Consider the following 16,674-nt stretch of genomic DNA (forward strand, 5'->3'; position numbering starts at 1 on the left):
CGAAGAGTTCCCAGGAGGTGACGACCATGGCCACGACCCTCGCCAAGGCCGCCGAGTCCGTTGCGCACGCGGCGCGCCTTGAGAACGTCTCGAAGTCCTTCGCGGCACCGGGCGGGCAGCAGCTCGTCCTGGACGACATCAGCCTCGACGTCGCCCCGGGCGAGTTCGTCACCCTCCTGGGGGCCTCGGGCTGCGGCAAGTCCACCCTGCTGAACCTGATGGCGGGCCTTGACCGGCCCACCACCGGGTCCATCACGACGGACGGCCGCCCGGCCCTGATGTTCCAGGAGCACGCCCTCTTCCCGTGGCTGACCGCGGGCAGGAACATCGAACTCGCCCTGAGGCTGAGGGGGGTGGCGAAGTCCGACCGGCGCGGCAGGGCCGAGGAACTGCTCGAACTGGTCCGGCTGAAGGGCGCGTACGGCAAGCGGGTGCACGAACTGTCCGGCGGTATGCGCCAGCGCGTGGCGATGGCCCGCGCGCTCGCGCAGGAGAGCAGCCTTCTGCTGATGGACGAGCCGTTCGCGGCCCTGGACGCCATCACCCGGGACGTCCTGCACGACGAGCTGACCCGGATCTGGCAGGAGACGGGCGTCTCGGTCCTGTTCGTCACGCACAACGTGCGCGAGGCGGTACGGCTCGCCCAGCGCGTGGTGCTGCTGTCCTCCCGCCCGGGACGCGTGGCCCGCGAGTGGACGGTGGACATCCCGCAGCCGCGCCGTATCGAGGACGCGCCGGTCGCGGAACTGTCCCTCGAGATCACCGAAGTCCTGCGTGGGGAGATCCGCCGCCATGGCCAGCACTGAGACGAAGACGGCGCGGGGCGCCGAACTGGCCGGTGTGGAGGCCGGCCTGGACGCGCTGGAGGTCACCGAGACCGGCCGTACGCCGTTTGGGCAGACCTTCGTCAACAAGATCCTGCCGCCGATCGTGGCGGTCGCGGTGGTCCTGGTGGTCTGGCAGGCGCTGATCTCCTTCAAGGTGGTCGACGACCCGGCCAAGCTGCCCTCGCCGGCCGACGTGGGCGGCGAGTTCAAGGACGCCTGGCTGCAGGGCACCCTGCTCGGCTACATCTGGACCAGCGTCTCGCGCGGTCTGCTGGGCTTCCTGTTCGCGCTGGCCATCGGCACCCCCCTGGGGCTGCTGGTGGCCCGGATGAAGTTCCTGCGCGCCGCCATCGGCCCGGTGCTGTCCGGGCTGCAGTCGCTGCCGTCGGTGGCGTGGGTGCCGCCGGCGGTGATCTGGCTGGGCCTGAACAACTCGATGATGTACGCGGTGATCCTGCTCGGCGCGGTCCCCTCCATCGCCAACGGCCTGGTCTCCGGCATCGACCAGGTGCCGCCGCTGTTCCTGCGGGCGGGCCGCACGATGGGCGCGACGGGTGTGAAGGGCGCCTGGCACATCGTGCTGCCGGCCGCGCTGCCGGGCTATCTGGCGGGCCTGAAGCAGGGCTGGGCGTTCTCCTGGCGCTCGCTGATGGCGGCCGAGATCATCGCCTCCTCGCCCGACCTGGGCATCGGCCTGGGCGCGCTGCTGGAGAACGGCCGAAACGCGAGCTCCATGTCCATGGTGTTCCAGGCCATCGTCCTGATCCTGTTCGTCGGCATCGCCATCGATCTGCTGATCTTCAGCCCGCTGGAGCGGTGGGTGCTGCGCAGCCGCGGTCTCCTTGTGAAGAGCTGAACGCCCGTGTACCAGCAGCCGGTTCACCCCGTCCTTGTAGTGATCGCCCACGGCAGCCGCGATCCGCGCCATGCGGCGACCGTGCACGCCCTGGTGCGGCGGGTCCGGGCGATGCGGCCCGGGCTGCGGGTGGAGACCGGTTTCCTGGACTTCAACGTGCCCTCCGTGCACGGCGTGCTGGAGTCCCTGGCGGCCGAGGGGGTGCGCGACGTCGTGGCGCTGCCGCTGCTGCTGAACCGCGCCTTCCACGCGAAGGCGGACATCCCGTCGGTGCTGCGGGAGGCGCCGTCACGGCTGCGGATCCGGCAGGCGGACGTGCTCGGCCCCTCGCCGCTGCTCACCCGGGCCCTGGAACGACGTCTGCACGAGGCGGGACTGTCCCCCGCCGACAAGTCCTCGACCGGGGTCGTGCTGGCCTCGGCGGGGTCCTCCGACCCGGAGGCGATCGCAGTGATCGCAGCAATCGCGCGGGAGTGGCGGCACACCGGTTGGTGCGCCGTGCGGCCTGCGTTCGCCTCCGCCGCATCTCCCGCGGGGTTCTCGCGCACCGAGGACGCGGTGCGCGAGCTGCGGGAGCTGGGTTGCGCGAGGGTCGCGGTCGCGCCATACGTCCTGGCCCCGGGCTTCCTGCCGGACCGTATCGCGCGGGGCGCGGCCGAGGCCGGGGCGGACGTACTCGCCGATGTGCTCGGCCCGGCTCCCGAGGTGGCGCGGGCGCTGCTGGAGCGCTACGACACCGCCCGGCTGCCGATGCTCACGGCGCTCGGCGCCTGACGGCGGCGCCCGCGGTCCGGCACTCCCCTGTGGTGCCGGTCCGCGGACGGCCCTGCCCCGTCCGCCGGAGAGCGGCGTGCGGGGGTCGGCTCTTATGTCAGCGCCACGCGGTGCGCAAGTGTCACTGCGTCACCGCGCCTTGCTCCAGGGGCAGTCAGTCGAAGCGGAGCGATCCCGTGCGGGTGCGCTTGAGTTCGAAGAGGTCGGGGTGGGCGGCCAGGATCCGGAAACCGTCGAAGAGCCGGGCCGCCTCGGCGCCGCGAGGCACGGCCCGCAGCACCGGGCCGAACCACACCGTGCCGTCCACACGGAGGGTCGGGGTGCCCACGTAGCCGCCCGTCCCGGGCTCGGCGCCGGCCTCGTGGCTGCGGCGCACCGCCTCGTCGTACGCCGGATCGTGCGCGGCCTCGGCCAGCTCGGCGGCCAGCCCGAGTTCGGCGAGCGACTCGGCGACGACCGCGTCGAAGTCCGTCGCCCGGCGCTCGTGGATGCGGGTGCCGAAGGCGGTGTACAGGTCGCGCAGCACCTTCTCGCCGTGCCGCTCGGCGGCAGCCACCGCGACGCGCACCGGTCCGATCGATTTGTCGACCAACTCGCGGTACCAGTCGGGGAGTTCGTTGCCGATGTTGTGCAGGTACAGGCTCATGACACGGAAGCGCAGGTCGAGGGGGCGCTCCCGCTCGACCTCCAGCAGCCAGCGGGAGGTGATCCAGGCGAAGGGGCAGGCGGGGTCGAAGTGGAAGTCGACGCGGGTCGTCGGGTCGTTCGTCATGCCCGCGACGCTAATACCCGATTGGCACAGTTTCACGGTCCAATCGCCCGGACATTTCGTGGTCCACTTCGTCCGCCGGCCGCACCGGTTCCGCCACCGGCAGCGGGGTGCCGGCCGCGGAGACGACACCGGGTTCGGCACGGGTCGCGGGCAGCCGGACGCAGACGCCGTGCACCTGCCGGAAGCGGGGCAGGGCGAGCCGCTGCGCCTCCACCCCGTTCCGGAACAGAGCCTGGACACCGTGGCCGTACGGCCGGCTCTCCCGGGCCGTCACACGAGCGCGGCCGGCCGGGCTCGTGTGACGGCCCGGCCCGGTCAGGCCTGAGCGGCGGTCAGCTCCACCAGCTTGAGCACCGTGTTCCAGTTCCGGGTGGTCGCGACCAGGCCCTTGTTCAGGCGGGGCCTGGAGAGGTGCTCGGCGAGCCGGGAGCGGCCGAGACCGTCCGGCGCGTACAGGTACAGGGCGCGGTCGCCGAGCCGGAACTCCTCGGGCAGGTAGGCGGCTTGGTCGAGCTCCGCGAAACGTGCCGCTTCCACGGGCGCGGAGAAGTACGTGACGTGCAGCTGCTTGGCCGCCAGCTCGGCGGCCGGGAACGGGCAGGCCCCGGCGACCGCCCGCAGATAGGCGTGGTCGCGCACGATCACCTCCACGGCGCAGCCGAACCGCTTCTCGATCGCGGCCGCGAGGTCGGCGGCCAGCGACTCCTCGTCGCCGTGGCCGGAGGTGAAGACGGCCTGGCCGCTCTGCAGATAGGTGCGGACGTCCCCGTGGTCGAGCTCCTCCATGAGGGTGCGCAGCTCGGCCATCGGGACCCTCTTGTTGCCGCCCACGTTGATTCCCCGCAGCAGCGCCGCATACGTCTTCATCCACCCACCATAGAGCGGCCCTCCTGCTCCGTGGGGCCCGCAGGGTGGGTGCGTGGGGGCCGGCACGCGAGCGGTGCCCGGCCGGGGTCGTACACGACGGTCCACGCGACGGACACCCTGATCACCACCCCCGAGGCCGCCTGATGGTTGTAAGGGGCCGCTGTCCTCCCCAGTACGGAGGAGCCGGGGTCCGCGGGGAGGAGGCCCGCCGCCGCCGCTTCACCGGGCAGCAGGACGAGCGACGCCTGGCGCGCGCCTACCTTCGAATCGGAAGGTGGCGGCAGGGGGCCGCCGCCGTGCACAAGGTCCTCACGGCAGGGCCTGGAGGGGGCAAGCCCGTCATGGGGAACGGAGAATCACGGGTGCGTGGCCTTGCCGCGCGGGCCGGCGGCTGGAGCGCCCGGCACCGATGGGCGGCCGTCGGCATCTGGGTGCTGTTCGTGGTCCTGGCGATGGGGCTCGGTTCGGCGGCGGGCCGGCAGGACGTCAAGGAGAGCGACCAGCTCAAGGGCGAGACGCACACCGCCGCAAAGATCATCGAGGACTCGGGGATCAAGAAACCGGCGAGCGAGACGGTCCTGGTCCAGGCGAAGGACGGCTCCACCAGGGCAACCGACGCCGGCTTCCGGACCGCCGTCGGTGACGTGGTCAAGGCCGTCGGGGCGACCGGCAGGGTCACCGAGGTGACGTCGCCGTACGACACCGGGACCATCTCGAAGGACGGCCGCAGCGCGCTGGTGCAGTTCGAGATGCGCGGCGAGGCGGAGACCGCCAAGGACCGCGTCGAACCGGTGCTGAAGGCCGTCGCTGACGTCCAGAGGGACCACGGCTCGCTGCGGATCGAGGAGATCGGCGGCGCCAGCATGCAGAAGCAGTACTCCGACGCCTTCGGGGACGACTTCAAGCAGGCCGAGTACTCCGCCGTGCCGGTGGCCCTCGGCATTCTGCTGATCGCCTTCGGCGCGCTGGTGGCCGCGCTGCTGCCGGTGGCGCTGGCGATCACCGCGATCATGGCGACGATGGGCCTGATGGGCATCGTCAGCCATCTGCAGCCGATGAGCGACACCGCCAATTCCGTGATGCTGCTGGTCGGCATGGCCGTCGGCGTCGACTACTGCCTGTTCTACCTGCGCCGCGAGCGCGAGGAGCGGGTCGCCGGGCGCGACGCGGCGAGCGCCCTGCGCATCGCCGCCGCGACCAGCGGACGCGCGATCATCGTCTCCGGCGTCACGGTGTGTGTGGCGATGGCGGGCATGCTGTTCACCGGTCTCGCCGAGTTCGAGGCGATGGGCCTTGCCTCCCTGATCGTGGTGGCGGTCGCGATGGTCGGCTCCGTGACCGTGCTGCCCGCGCTGCTGTCGCTGCTGGGCGAGCGGGTGGAGAAGGGCCGTATCCCCTTCCTGAAGCGGCGCGGGGCCAGGGGCAACGGGCAGAGCCGGTTCTGGACGGCCGTGCTGCGGGGGGTGCTGGCCAGGCCGGTGGTCTCCGTAGTGGTGGCGGCCGGCGCGCTGCTCGCCGTCGCGGCTCCGGCGCTCGGCATGAAGACCTCGCAGCTCACCCTGGACCAGGAGTTCGGAAACTCGCTGCCGATCGTGCAGACCTACAACCGGGTCAACGACGCCTTCCCGGGCGGCTCCGAGCCGGCCCAGGTGGTCGTGAAGGCCAGGGACATCACGGCGCCCGAGGTGCGGTCCGCGCTGGCGAGGTTCAAGGAGCAGGCCATCAGCTCGGGCGCCTCGCGCGGCCCGGTGGACGTCAAGCTCCACGAGGCGCAGAACGTCGCCTTCGTCTCCGTCCCGCTGGTCGGCGGCTCCGACTTCGACCAGGCCGGCAAGAGCCTGGAGAAGCTGCGCGACGAGGTGCGGCCCGCCACCCTCGGCAAGGTCGACGGCCTCCAGGCGCCGATCACCGGCCAGGTCGCAGGCTCGCACGACTTCAGCGACCAGCTCGTCGGCTCGGTCGTCCCGGTCTTCGCCTTCGTCGTCGTCTTCGCCTTCCTGCTGATGCTGCTGTCGTTCCGCTCGCTGACCGTGGCGATCACCTCGATCGTGCTGAACCTGCTGTCGGTGGGCGCGGCCTACGGCATCCTCGTCGCCGTCTTCCAGCACGGCTGGGGCGCCTCCCTGGTGGGCGCGGAGGGCGTCGGCGCGATCGTCACCTGGCTGCCGCTGTTCCTCTTCGTGATCCTGTTCGGGCTGTCGATGGACTACCACGTCTTCGTGGTCTCCCGGATCCGCGAGGCGCGGCTGCGCGGGCGCAGCACCAAGGACGCCATCCAGCACGGCGTGGTCACCACGGCGGGTGTCGTCACCAGCGCCGCGGTCATCATGGTCGCCGTGTTCGCGATCTTCGGCACGCTGTCCATGCAGTCGATGAAGCAGATGGGCGTGGGCCTGGCCGCAGCGGTCCTCATCGACGCGACGGTCATCCGCGGCGTGCTGCTGCCCGCCGTGATGGCGCTGCTGGGCGAGCGCAACTGGTACCTGCCCAAGTGGCTGCACCGGCTGCCGGACCTGACCCACGACGAGGCACCGGAGCCGGTGGCCCCGCGGCCCCTGCAGAGCGAGGACGACGGTCTGAGGGTCTGAGGGTCTGGACGTCCGAACCCTCCCGGGACAACGGGGCCCGTCGGCTTCCGAGGAGCCGGCGGGCCCCCGCCCGCTTCCGGGCGGGCTGCCCCGGCCCGCACTTTCCGGCCCGCGGCCCGCGGCCGCACGCCACCGGTGCACCGCGCACCGCGCACTGGCGCCCCGCGGACCGCGCACTGGTGGCCCCGCGGACCTGCTCCGGCCTCGGTGAATGCGACACTGGCCGGCGACTGCGGTGGGGACCTCGAGCACGGAGGCGGACGGAATGGACGAGGCACGGGCGCGGGAGGTACTGGCCGCGGCGGGGGTGCTGCCCGGTCCGGCGCGGGACGCCCGGCTCCTCGCCCTGGGCGAGAACGCGGTCTTCGCCGCCGGTGACCTCGTGGTCAAGGTGGGCCGCGACGCCGAACTGCTGGACCGGGCGCGGCGCGAGCTGCGGATCGCGGTGTGGCTGGCCGGGGCCGGTGTGCCCGCGGTGCGGGCCGCCGACCCCGAGGCGCGGCTGGTCGACGGGCACCCGGTGACCGTGTGGCAGCGGCTGCCCGATGCGGTACGGCCCGCCGGGCCGCGCGACCTGGCCGAGCTGCTGCGCATCGTGCACGCACTGCCCTCCCCCGGCTTCGAACTGCCGCCCCGTGAGCTGCTGGGCGGCGTGGAACGCTGGCTGCGACTCGCCGGCGAGGCGATCGACCCGGCGGACGCGGCCTACCTGCGCGCGCGGCGCGACGGCTTCGCCGCGGCCGCGGCCGCGCTCACCCCGCACCTGCCACCGGGCCCGATCCACGGCGACGCGCTGCCGCGCAATGTGCACATCGGCCCGGACGGGCCGGTCCTGGTCGATCTGGAGACCTTCTCCGCCGACCTGCGCGAGCACGACCTGGTGGTCATGGCCCTGTCCCGGGACCGCTACGGCCTGCCCGCGGAGGGCTACGACTCCTTCACTTCGGCATACGGCTGGGACGTACGGGAGTGGGAGGGCTGCCCGGTGCTGCGCGGTGCCCGCGAGACCGCCAGCTGCGCCTGGGTCGCCCAGCACACCCCGGGCAGTCCCAAGGCGCTGGCCGAGTTCGGGCGCCGGGTGGCGTCCCTGCGGGAGGGGGACGAGACGGTGCGCTGGTATCCCTTCTGACGCACCCCTTCGAGGCATTCCCTCCGAGGCATTCCCTCCGAGGCGGTCCTTCCGAGGCGGTCCTTCCGAGGCGGTCCTTCCGAGCGTCGAGCGTCCGTCCCCGCACGAACCCCCGGCGCGCTCAGACGGTCTCGTCCGCCAACTCACGCAGCGGCCACGCGCCGTCGACCACCGCGGCCGTGTCGCCCTTGCGGCGCAGGAAGCTCTGGAAGTCCGCCGCCCAGGTGGCGTACCACTCGATCTGGCGGCGGTGCAGCTCCGCCGGGCCGAGAGCGGCGACCTTGGGGTGGCGGGCGGCTATCGCGCAGGCCAGGCGGGCCGCCGCGAGGGCGTCGGCCGAGGCGTCGTGGGCGGCGTCGAGCACGACCCCGTACTCCGTGCAGACCGCCTCCAGGGTCCGCTTGCCGGGGCGGTAACGCTCGGCCCAGCGGTCGATCGTGTACGGGTCGACGACCGGGGCCGGCTCCGCGCCGCCCAGGCGGTCACTCAGCGAAGGCAGCCCGTACCGCCGCAGTTCGGCGGAGAGGAGGGTCAGATCGAAGGCCGCGTTGTACGCCACGACCGGCACGCCCGTCTTCCAGTAGCCGGTCAGGACGTCCGCGATGGCGTCCGCGACCCGGTCGGCCGGTCTGCCCTCGGCGGCCGCGCGCTCGTTGCTGATCCCGTGCACCGCCACCGCGTCCGCCGGGATCTCCACCCCGGGGTCCGCGAGCCACTCCCGCCGCCCGCCCGGCTCGCCTCCCCTGACCTCTATCACGGCCCCCGTGACGATGCGCGCCTCGCGCGGATCCGTCCCGGTCGTCTCCAGGTCGAAGCCGATCAGCAGCTCCCGGTGCCAGCCCATGGCGGCCCCCCTCCTCGGTGGTGCTTTCCCCCAGTGGTCCTAACGATCGCATGCGCCACTGACAATCAGAGGACCACGTTCCGCTTCGCCGCCGTTCGCCTGCCACCGGCCGCCGCCCGTCCGCCGGTTGGGGGCTTCTCAGGACACGGGGCGCGAATCCGCCCACATCAGCTCGAACTCCTCGCGATAGGTGGAGAAGAGCCCGCCCTCGTCGATCTCGCCCGACTTGACCACCTTGTTCCCGCTGTTCCCGTTGCGCAGAACGAGCACGGGTGCCTCCATGCCCCGGCTGCGCCGGAGATAGGACTGCACGACCGCGATGCCGTCGGAGCCGTCGCCGTCCACCAGGTAGGCGGCGACGCGCGGCGTCTCGTCGTAGACCTGGATCTCGAAGGCGCCCGGGTCGCGCAGCCGGGAGCGCACCCGCCGCATGTGCAGGATGTTCATCTCCACCGAGCGGCTCAGCTCGCCGCGCTTGAGCCCGAGTTCGCGTTCGCGCCGCTTGACGGCACTGGAGGCGGGGTTGAGGAACAGCAGCCGCACCCGGCAGCCGGACTCGGCCAGGCGCACCAGGCGGCGGCCGGAGAAGTTCTGCACGAGCAGGTTGAGTGCGATGCCGATGGCGTCCAGCCGGCGGGCGCCGCCGAAGATGTCCTCGGCCGGGAACTGGCGCATGAGCCGCACCCGGTCCGGGTGCACGGCGACCACGTCGGCGTAGCGGTCGCCGACGAGGTCCTCGACCGCGTCGACCGGCAGCCGCCGCGCGGAGGGCACGTCGCCGCCCGTGCCGAGGATCTCCAGCAGCCGCGCCGAGGCGCGCTCGGCCTGTCCCAGCACCGCCTCGGACAGGGCCCGGTTGCGCGAGACGACGTTCCGGGTCACCTCCAGTTCGTCCAGGGCGAGTTCGACGTCGCGGCGCTCGTCGATGTAGGGCTCGAAGCAGGGCCAGTGCTGCACCATCAGCTCGCGCAGCTGGGGCAGGGTGAGGAAGCTGATCACGTTGTCGTCGGCCGGGTCGAGCAAGTAGCCCTTGCGGCGGCTGACTTCGCGGACCGCGACCGCGCGCTGCACCCACTCCTGGCCGGCCGGTCCGGCCGCGGCGACCACCCAGTCGTCGCCGTGGACGGGTTCATAGACGGGCCGCAGCACGGCGGCCACGACGGCGCGCAGCCGCTGTTCGACGAGGTTCAGCCAGATGTAGGCCCGGCCGGCCCGCTGGGCGCGCGTGCGCACCTCGCGCCAGGCGCCGGCGTCCCAGTCCAGCTCCGGTCCGATGGCACCCGCGCCCATCGGCCGGGCCAGGGACACCGCGCCGGGCGGGACGTCAGTGGAGTTCCCCTCGTGACCCTCGTCACCAGGGGGTAGCTCCAGGCCTCCCGAGCCCACCCGCGCACCGCCTTCCGCTCCCCCGGTCACTCCCCGTCTCAACGATCAAGGAAGGGTACTCCGGGAGCGGCGCGCGGTGCAGCCGGATGGACAGCTCGTTTCTCAACTTCCCCCTCGTGCTTGCCCGTTCCGCTCGGCCCGGGCGGACCGAGTGAGCGGATTCATAGGGGCGGCCTCCCCCGCGGCGGCAAGAGCGGCCCGACGGCGGACCGGCCGGACGGACGAGGGGCCGCGCGTTGACCCCGAAGTCCCCAATTGCCACACTTGTTCCATATGCAACGCAGGGGGAGCGTAGGTCATGAGTGCTTCCCCGACTTTCGGGGAGACTCGGGGCCAAGGCGCCACCAGCGGCGCCGCACACCTGAAAGAGTCGTATCCATGCAGGTCTGGCCTGGAGAGGCGTATCCACTCGGCGCCACGTACGACGGCGCCGGCACCAACTTCGCGGTCTTCACGGAGGCCGCGGACCGAGCAGAGCTGTGTCTGCTGCACGACGACGGCTCGGAGACGGCGGTGGAACTACGGGAGAGCGACGCGTTCGTCCGGCACGCGTACGTGCCCGGCATCATGCCGGGGCAGCGCTACGGATTCCGGGTGCACGGTCCGTACGCCCCGGAGCGCGGGCTCCTCTGCAACTCCGCGAAGCTGCTCCTCGACCCTTACGCACGTGCGATCAGCGGCACGGTCCGGTGGGGAGAGGAGGTGTACGGCCACCACTTCGACGACCCCGCCCGGCGCAACGACCTCGACTCGGCGCCGCACACGATGACGTCCGTCGTGGTCAATCCGTACTTCGACTGGGGCGACGACCGGCCGCCACGCCGCGGCTACCACGAGACGGTGATCTACGAGGCCCACGTCAAGGGCCTCACCATGCGGCACCCGGGGCTGCCCGAGGAACTGCGCGGCACCTACGCGGCACTCGCCCACCCGGCGATCCTCGAGCACCTGACCGGGCTGGGGGTCACGGCGCTGGAGCTGATGCCCGTACACCAGTTCGTGAACGATCACCGCCTGGTGGACATGGGCCTGAACAACTACTGGGGCTACAACACCATCGGTTTCTTCGCCCCGCACAACGCCTACGCCTCCTGGGGCGACCGCGGCCAGCAGGTCCTGGAGTTCAAGTCGGCGGTCCGGGCGCTGCACGAGGCCGGGATCGAGGTCATCCTCGACGTGGTCTACAACCACACCGCCGAGGGCAACCACCTGGGGCCGACCCTGTCCTTCAAGGGCATCGACAACCAGCGCTACTACCGGCTCACCGACGACCCGCGCTACTACATGGACACCACGGGCACCGGGAACTCCCTGCTCATGCGGTCCCCGCACGTGCTCCAGCTGATCATGGACTCGCTTCGCTACTGGGTCACCGAGATGCACGTCGACGGCTTCCGCTTCGACCTGGCGGCGACGCTCGCCCGGCAGTTCCACGAGGTGGACCGGCTGTCGTCGTTCTTCGACCTGGTGCAGCAGGACCCGGTGGTCTCCCAGGTGAAGCTGATCGCCGAGCCCTGGGACGTCGGCGAGGGCGGCTACCAGGTGGGGAACTTCCCGCCGCTGTGGACCGAGTGGAACGGCAAGTACCGCGACACGGTGCGGGACCTGTGGCGGGGCGAGCCGCGGGCGGTGGCGGAGTTCGCCTCCCGGCTGACCGGCTCCTCGGACCTCTACCAGGACGACGGCCGCCGCCCACTGGCCTCGATCAACTTCGTGACCTGCCACGACGGCTTCACCCTGCACGACCTGGTGGCCTACAACGCCAAGCACAACGAGGCCAACGGCGAGGACAACCGGGACGGCGAGAGCCACAACCGGTCCTGGAACTGCGGCGTCGAGGGCGAGACCGACGATCCCTCGGTGCTTCAGCTGCGGGCCCGGCAGATGCGCAACTTCGCCGCGACGCTGATGCTGTCCCAGGGCGTGCCCATGATCAGCCACGGCGACGAGTTCGCGCGCACGCAGGGCGGCAACAACAACGCCTACTGCCAGGACAACGAGCTGTCCTGGGTGCGCTGGCCGGAGTCCGGGGAGCAGGGCGGCGAGCTGCTGGAGTTCGTCCGGGCGATGGCACGGCTGCGCAGGGACCACCCGGTCTTCCGCCGGCGCCGCTTCTTCCACGGACGGCCGGTGGAGGGCACGCACGACGAGCTGTCCGACATCGCCTGGTTCACCCCGGAGGGCAGCGAGATGACCCAGCAGGACTGGGACTCGGCGCGGGCCTCCGCGCTGACCGTGTTCCTCAACGGCAACGCCATCTCGGAGCCGGGCCAGCGCGGGGAGCGGATCGCCGACGACTCCTTCCTGCTGATGTTCAACGCCACGCCCAAGTCGCTGGACTTCGTCGTGCCGGTCGATCACGGGAGACAGTGGGAGGTGGTGGTCGACACCGCCCGCGAGGACGGCGTCCCGCCGGGCACCGCAACCAAGGTCCAGGCCGGTGACCGGCTGACACTGACGGACCGCAGCCTGATCGTGCTGCAGCGGCCGGCCTAGGCGAGGGGTCCGCGCGGACGCCCACCCGCGTGCGGCAGGACACCCACCCGCGTGCGGCAGGACACCCACCCGCGTGCGGCAGGACACCCACCCGCGTGGGGCAGGACACCCACTCGGGTGGGCGCGTCGGCCCGCGCGGGTGGGCGGGTCCGCATGTGGCGGGCCGATGACACGAAAGGCGGCGGGAGGGGTACGTAGCTTTTCATGACATCCGAGCGCCCCGCACCCGCCGTGCCCACGGCCACCTACCGGCTCCAGCTCCAGCCCGAGTTCCCCTTCGCCGCCGCCGCGGCGGCCGTGCCGTACCTGTCCTCGCTCGGGGTCTCCCACCTGCATCTGTCGCCCGTCCTCGAGTCCGTACCCGGCTCCCTGCACGGCTACGACGTCGTGGACCACGCGCGCGTACGCGACGAGCTCGGCGGCGAGGAGGGACTGCGCGCGCTGGCGCACACCGCACGGGAGCACGGTCTCGGCCTGGTCGTGGACATCGTGCCGAACCACATGGCCATGGCACCGCGGCACAACCGCGCCCTGTGGGAGGTGCTGCGGGAGGGACCCGCGTCGCCGTACGCGCGCTGGTTCGACATCGACTGGGAGGCCCAGGGCGGCAAGGTGCTGCTGCCGGTGCTCGGCCACCCGGTCGGCAGGGAGTCGGAGCGGCTGAAGGCGGACGGCGACGTCCTGCGCTACTACGACCACGTCTTCCCGCTGCGCGAGGGCACCGCCGGGCTGCCGCTGCCGGAGTTGCTGGACGCGCAGTGGTACCGCCCGGTGTGGTGGCGGCTGGCCCGGACCGAGCTCAACTACCGGCGCTTCTTCAGCATCTCGGAGCTGATCGGGGTACGGGTGGAGGACCCGGAGGTGTTCGAGGCGACCCACGCCAAGATCCTCCAGCTGCTGCGCGAGGGAGTGATCGACGGCCTGCGCGTCGACCACCCCGACGGGCTCGCCGACCCCGACGCCTACCTGGACCGGCTGCACGGGGCGTCCGGCGGGCGCTGGACGGTCGTGGAGAAGATCCTTTCGGACGGCGAGCACCTGCCGGCCTCCTGGCCGGTCGCCGGCACCACCGGCTACGACGCCCTGCGCCACGTCGACGGCCTGTTCACCGACCCGGCCGGGGCGGGCGAACTGCTCGGGCACTACCGGCGCTTCGCCGCCCCGCAGACCGACCGCGGCGGGGACTGGGCGGCGACGGCGCGGCGGGCGGCATACAAGGTGATCACGCACGAGCTGGCAACCGAGACGGAGCGGCTGACCCGGGTGGCGAGCCGCGTGTGCACCGCCTCACCGGACCCGGCGCTGCGCGACCGCGCCCCCTGGACGCTGCGCACCGCGCTGCAGGAGCTGCTGGTCCGCATGGAGGTGTACCGGCCGTACACCTCCGTGGACCCCGCCCATGTGGTCACCGAGGAGGCCGCCGAGGAGGCGCGGCTCGCCTTCGTGGTACCGGAGGAGGGCGAGGCCGTCGACGTGGTACGCGACCTGGTGCTCGGGCGGGCCGGCGAGGGACCCGGGGCCGTGGAGCTGCGGACCCGGTTCGCGCAGGCCGCCTCCGCGCTGCGGGCGAAGTCCGTGGAGGACACCGCGTACTACCGGTACGTGCCGCTGCTGTCGGCCAACGAGGTCGGCGGGGACCCCGGGCGCCCGGCCGTGTCCCCGGAGGACTTCCACGCGTACTGCACGCGCATGCAGCGCGACTGGCCCCTCGCCGGGACCGTTGTGTCCACGCACGACACCAAGCGCAGCGCCGACGTCCGGGCGGCGCTGGCCGTGCTGACCCAGTGCCCGGAGCGCTGGGCGGAGGTGCTGGACGAGGTGACCCGCACCGGAGAGGGCGCGCCGGACGCGCAACTGGCGTGGGCGGCCTGGCAGACGGTGTTCGGGCTCGGGCCGGCGGACGGGGAGCGGGTGCGGGAGGCGCTGCTGAAGCACGTGCGCGAGGCGGGCCTCTGCACGAGCTGGACGGAGCAGGAACCTCCCTACGAGGAGGCGGTGGCGCGGTTCGTCGCCCAGGGGCCGTGCGGGGACCCGGGCGAGCGGGTGGCGGCCCTGCGCGGCGCGCTGGAGCCGCACATCCGGGCCAACGTCCTGGGCACGGCCCTGGTGCATCTGACGATGCCGGGCGTCCCCGACCTCTACCAGGGCACGGAGGCCGAGTACCGGGCCCTGGTGGACCCGGACAACCGGCGGCCCGTGCGGTTCCCTCCCGCCGACCCGGGCGACAAGGGCGCGGTGACGGCGGCGGCGCTGCGGCTGCGCGCACACCGGCCGGAGGTGTTCGGCGACACGGCGACGTACGCCCCGCTGGCGGCCGAGGGCCCGGCCGCGGCCCACTGCGCGGCGTTCGCGCGGTCCGGGGAGGTGGTCACGGCCGTGACCCGGCTGTCGCTGCGGCTGGCGGAGGCGGGCGGGTGGCGCGACACCCGGCTCGCGCTGCCACCGGGCCGGTGGACCGATGTGCTGACCCCGGGGCGGGAGTTCGAGGGGCACGCGCGGGTGGCGGAGCTCTTCGAGCGGCTGCCGGTGGCGCTGCTGGAGCGGATCGCGGATCGTAGCGGGCGACGGTGAGTGCATCCGGGCGCCCCCGGACGGCTTCGATCGCCTCCCCGGGCGTGTACTTGACAGGTCACACAGCCCGTGGGGTACTGCGGAGTGCGAAGCCGGGCGGACAAGTCGGGGGTGAGTCCTCTGCCGGAGCTGCGCTACCCCAGTGTTCCCGAACTGATCTCCTTCGCCCGGGCGTTGGCCGCGAAGCGGCCGGCTCTGTGTGCCCTGGAACAGGTCGGCCTCTCCCGCGCGGGCAGACCCCTGCACCTGCTGTCCATCGGCCATGCCCGGCGCGCGGTGCTGGTGGTCGCGGGCGCCCACGCCAACGAGCCCGCCGGCGGTTCCACGCTCCTGTCCCTCGCCCGTCGCGTCCTCGGTGAACGGCAGTTGCGGACCGGCACCTCCTGGCACTTCCTGCTGTGCGCGGACCCGGACGGGGCCAGCCTGCACGTGACCCCGGCTCCGCGCAGTCTGCTCGACTACCACCTCGGCTTCTTCCGGCCCGCGGGACCCGAGCAGCCGGAGTGGTCGCCGTCCGCGCTGCCGCCCGACCGGCTGCCGCCCGAGACGCGCGCGCTCATTCGGGTCATCGACGCCCTGCGGCCCTACCTCCAGGTGACCCTGCACGGCACCGATCTGGGCGGCAGCTGGGTGCAGCTGACCAGGGACGTCCCGGGGCTCGCCGAGCCCTTCGCCAAGTCGGCGGCGGAGCTGCACATTCCGGTGGAGACGGGCGCCTCGGACGCCGCAGGCTGGACCGTGTCCGGGCCCGGGGTGCGGGTGATGCCGGCGGCCGACGCCGGGACGGCGTACCCGAGCATGCCGGACGACGCACGGCACAGCACCTGGTACCACGCGCACCGGTACGGCGGGCTGACCGCGGTCGTGGAGGTGCCGATGTGGGCGAGCGACCTGGTGGACGACCCCGCGCCGCATCCCGCCCCGGCGGCGGCGATACGGCGGCTGGCGCAGCGGCTGCTGCGGGACGCGCGGGAGGTCGAGCTGGTGCTCGCGGACGCGCTGCCCCGCCTGCACGGGGTGGAGGGGCCGCTGCTGCGGGCCGCGAAGTGGGGGCTGAGCCTGGTGCCGGGCCTTGCCGCGGACTGGATCCACACCCCGCCGGCCGACACCACGATGGCCTACGTCGGCAGTGTGGACGCCTTCGGCCGCCGGCTGCCCCTGCGGACGGCGGCGATGCTGCTGCGGGTGCTGCGGGAGACCGACGACCGCGCCGCACCGGGCCTCGAGCGGCTCGTGGCCGCCTGGAGCGACTCCTTCGCGCACCGCTTCCGCGGCCGCTGGGTACCCCTGGAGCACCAGATCGAGCACCAGAGCCGCACCGTCCTCGCAACGGCCCGCCACGCCCGCGAACAGGCGGCCTGACGCGCGACGGCCCGTGCGGTGGGGGCGGCCGTGTGCGCGAGGCCGTTTACGGGCACGGGCGGGCGAGGCTGTCGACGGGCACGGGCGGGCGAGGCTGTCGACGGGCACGGGCGCGGGGGCTGTTGCCGGGCACGCGTGCGGGGGGGGCACGCGGGTGTGAGGCGGCACTCGGGCACGCGGGTGTGAAGCGTGGTCGTATGCG

The 16,674-nt window shown here is 72.8% G+C and carries 12 protein-coding genes; 8 read left to right on the forward strand and 4 right to left on the reverse strand.

The window, feature by feature from the left end:
- Positions 1-26: 26 nt before the first annotated feature.
- Genes ACH4UM_RS07970 through ACH4UM_RS07980 form a run of 3 tightly spaced genes read left to right on the forward strand, consistent with a single transcriptional unit; the run spans position 27 to position 2,457 of the window.
- Positions 27-806 (forward strand): ABC transporter ATP-binding protein, encoded by a 780-nt coding sequence (locus ACH4UM_RS07970; RefSeq protein ID WP_398175237.1) that lies wholly within the window; start codon positions 27-29, stop codon positions 804-806.
- Positions 793-1,683: an ABC transporter permease gene (locus ACH4UM_RS07975; RefSeq protein ID WP_398175239.1), complete on the forward strand. Its 891-nt coding sequence runs from the start codon at positions 793-795 to the stop codon at positions 1,681-1,683. The genes ACH4UM_RS07970 and ACH4UM_RS07975 overlap by 14 nt, the downstream gene beginning before the upstream one ends.
- A 6-nt stretch (positions 1,684-1,689) precedes the next feature.
- Positions 1,690-2,457, forward strand: a complete 768-nt coding sequence (locus ACH4UM_RS07980) for a sirohydrochlorin chelatase (protein WP_398175241.1) — start codon at positions 1,690-1,692, stop codon at positions 2,455-2,457.
- A 154-nt stretch (positions 2,458-2,611) separates the two neighbouring features.
- Here ACH4UM_RS07980 and ACH4UM_RS07985 read toward each other — a convergent pair whose 3' ends face one another.
- Positions 2,612-3,229 carry a DsbA family protein gene (locus ACH4UM_RS07985; RefSeq protein WP_398175243.1) on the reverse strand — a complete coding sequence of 206 codons (618 nt, stop codon included), beginning with the start codon at positions 3,227-3,229 and terminating at the stop codon, positions 2,612-2,614.
- Between the two features lie 315 nt (positions 3,230-3,544).
- Positions 3,545-4,096 carry a DUF1697 domain-containing protein gene (locus ACH4UM_RS07990; RefSeq protein WP_398175245.1) on the reverse strand — a complete coding sequence of 184 codons (552 nt, stop codon included), beginning with the start codon at positions 4,094-4,096 and terminating at the stop codon, positions 3,545-3,547.
- 341 nt (positions 4,097-4,437) lie between these two features.
- On the opposite strand from ACH4UM_RS07990, the gene ACH4UM_RS07995 reads away from it, so the two are divergent.
- Together ACH4UM_RS07995 and ACH4UM_RS08000 are read left to right on the forward strand one after the other, a co-directional pair.
- The gene (locus tag ACH4UM_RS07995; RefSeq protein ID WP_398175247.1) at positions 4,438-6,684 is read left to right on the forward strand and encodes an MMPL family transporter; all 2,247 of its coding nucleotides are present in this window, start codon (positions 4,438-4,440) and stop codon (positions 6,682-6,684) included.
- Positions 6,685-6,949: 265 nt separating this feature from the next.
- Positions 6,950-7,813, forward strand: a complete 864-nt coding sequence (locus ACH4UM_RS08000) for a phosphotransferase enzyme family protein (protein ID WP_398175249.1) — start codon at positions 6,950-6,952, stop codon at positions 7,811-7,813.
- 121 nt (positions 7,814-7,934) lie between these two features.
- Here ACH4UM_RS08000 and ACH4UM_RS08005 read toward each other — a convergent pair whose 3' ends face one another.
- Together ACH4UM_RS08005 and ACH4UM_RS08010 are read right to left on the reverse strand one after the other, a co-directional pair.
- Positions 7,935-8,657 (reverse strand): 3'-5' exonuclease, encoded by a 723-nt coding sequence (locus tag ACH4UM_RS08005; RefSeq protein ID WP_398175251.1) that lies wholly within the window; start codon positions 8,655-8,657, stop codon positions 7,935-7,937.
- A gap of 138 nt (positions 8,658-8,795) precedes the next feature.
- Positions 8,796-10,043: an SAV2148 family HEPN domain-containing protein gene (locus tag ACH4UM_RS08010; RefSeq protein ID WP_398175253.1), complete on the reverse strand. Its 1,248-nt coding sequence runs from the start codon at positions 10,041-10,043 to the stop codon at positions 8,796-8,798.
- A 378-nt stretch (positions 10,044-10,421) separates the two neighbouring features.
- Between ACH4UM_RS08010 and glgX the strand changes: the two genes are divergently transcribed.
- From glgX to ACH4UM_RS08025, 3 genes are all read left to right on the forward strand, one after another.
- Positions 10,422-12,539, forward strand: coding sequence for a glycogen debranching protein GlgX (gene glgX / locus ACH4UM_RS08015; protein ID WP_398175255.1), 2,118 nt, complete (start codon positions 10,422-10,424; stop codon positions 12,537-12,539).
- A gap of 204 nt (positions 12,540-12,743) precedes the next feature.
- The gene (treY, locus tag ACH4UM_RS08020) at positions 12,744-15,110 is read left to right on the forward strand and encodes a malto-oligosyltrehalose synthase (protein WP_398175257.1); all 2,367 of its coding nucleotides are present in this window, start codon (positions 12,744-12,746) and stop codon (positions 15,108-15,110) included.
- 111 nt (positions 15,111-15,221) lie between these two features.
- On the forward strand, positions 15,222-16,472 hold the full coding sequence (locus tag ACH4UM_RS08025; protein ID WP_398175259.1) for a M14 family zinc carboxypeptidase: 1,251 nt from the start codon (positions 15,222-15,224) through the stop codon (positions 16,470-16,472).
- Positions 16,473-16,674 lie beyond the last annotated feature (202 nt).

Origin of the sequence: Streptomyces sp. NPDC020801, from assembly GCF_044334385.1 — a bacterium.
In the GTDB taxonomy this organism is placed as follows: domain Bacteria; phylum Actinomycetota; class Actinomycetes; order Streptomycetales; family Streptomycetaceae; genus Streptomyces.

What these genes read in the sequence shown, in the direction of transcription:
- ACH4UM_RS07970 (WP_398175237.1), top strand. Translation starts at nt 27, where the DNA reads ATGGCCACGACCCTCGCCAAGGCCGCCGAGTCCGTTGCGCACGCGGCG.
- ACH4UM_RS07975 (WP_398175239.1), top strand. Translation starts at nt 793, where the DNA reads ATGGCCAGCACTGAGACGAAGACGGCGCGGGGCGCCGAACTGGCCGGT.
- ACH4UM_RS07985 (WP_398175243.1), bottom strand. Translation starts at nt 3,229, where the DNA reads ATGACGAACGACCCGACGACCCGCGTCGACTTCCACTTCGACCCCGCC.
- ACH4UM_RS07990 (WP_398175245.1), bottom strand. Translation starts at nt 4,096, where the DNA reads ATGAAGACGTATGCGGCGCTGCTGCGGGGAATCAACGTGGGCGGCAAC.
- ACH4UM_RS07995 (WP_398175247.1), top strand. Translation starts at nt 4,438, where the DNA reads ATGGGGAACGGAGAATCACGGGTGCGTGGCCTTGCCGCGCGGGCCGGC.
- ACH4UM_RS08000 (WP_398175249.1), top strand. Translation starts at nt 6,950, where the DNA reads ATGGACGAGGCACGGGCGCGGGAGGTACTGGCCGCGGCGGGGGTGCTG.
- ACH4UM_RS08005 (WP_398175251.1), bottom strand. Translation starts at nt 8,657, where the DNA reads ATGGGCTGGCACCGGGAGCTGCTGATCGGCTTCGACCTGGAGACGACC.
- glgX (WP_398175255.1), top strand. Translation starts at nt 10,422, where the DNA reads ATGCAGGTCTGGCCTGGAGAGGCGTATCCACTCGGCGCCACGTACGAC.
- treY (WP_398175257.1), top strand. Translation starts at nt 12,744, where the DNA reads ATGACATCCGAGCGCCCCGCACCCGCCGTGCCCACGGCCACCTACCGG.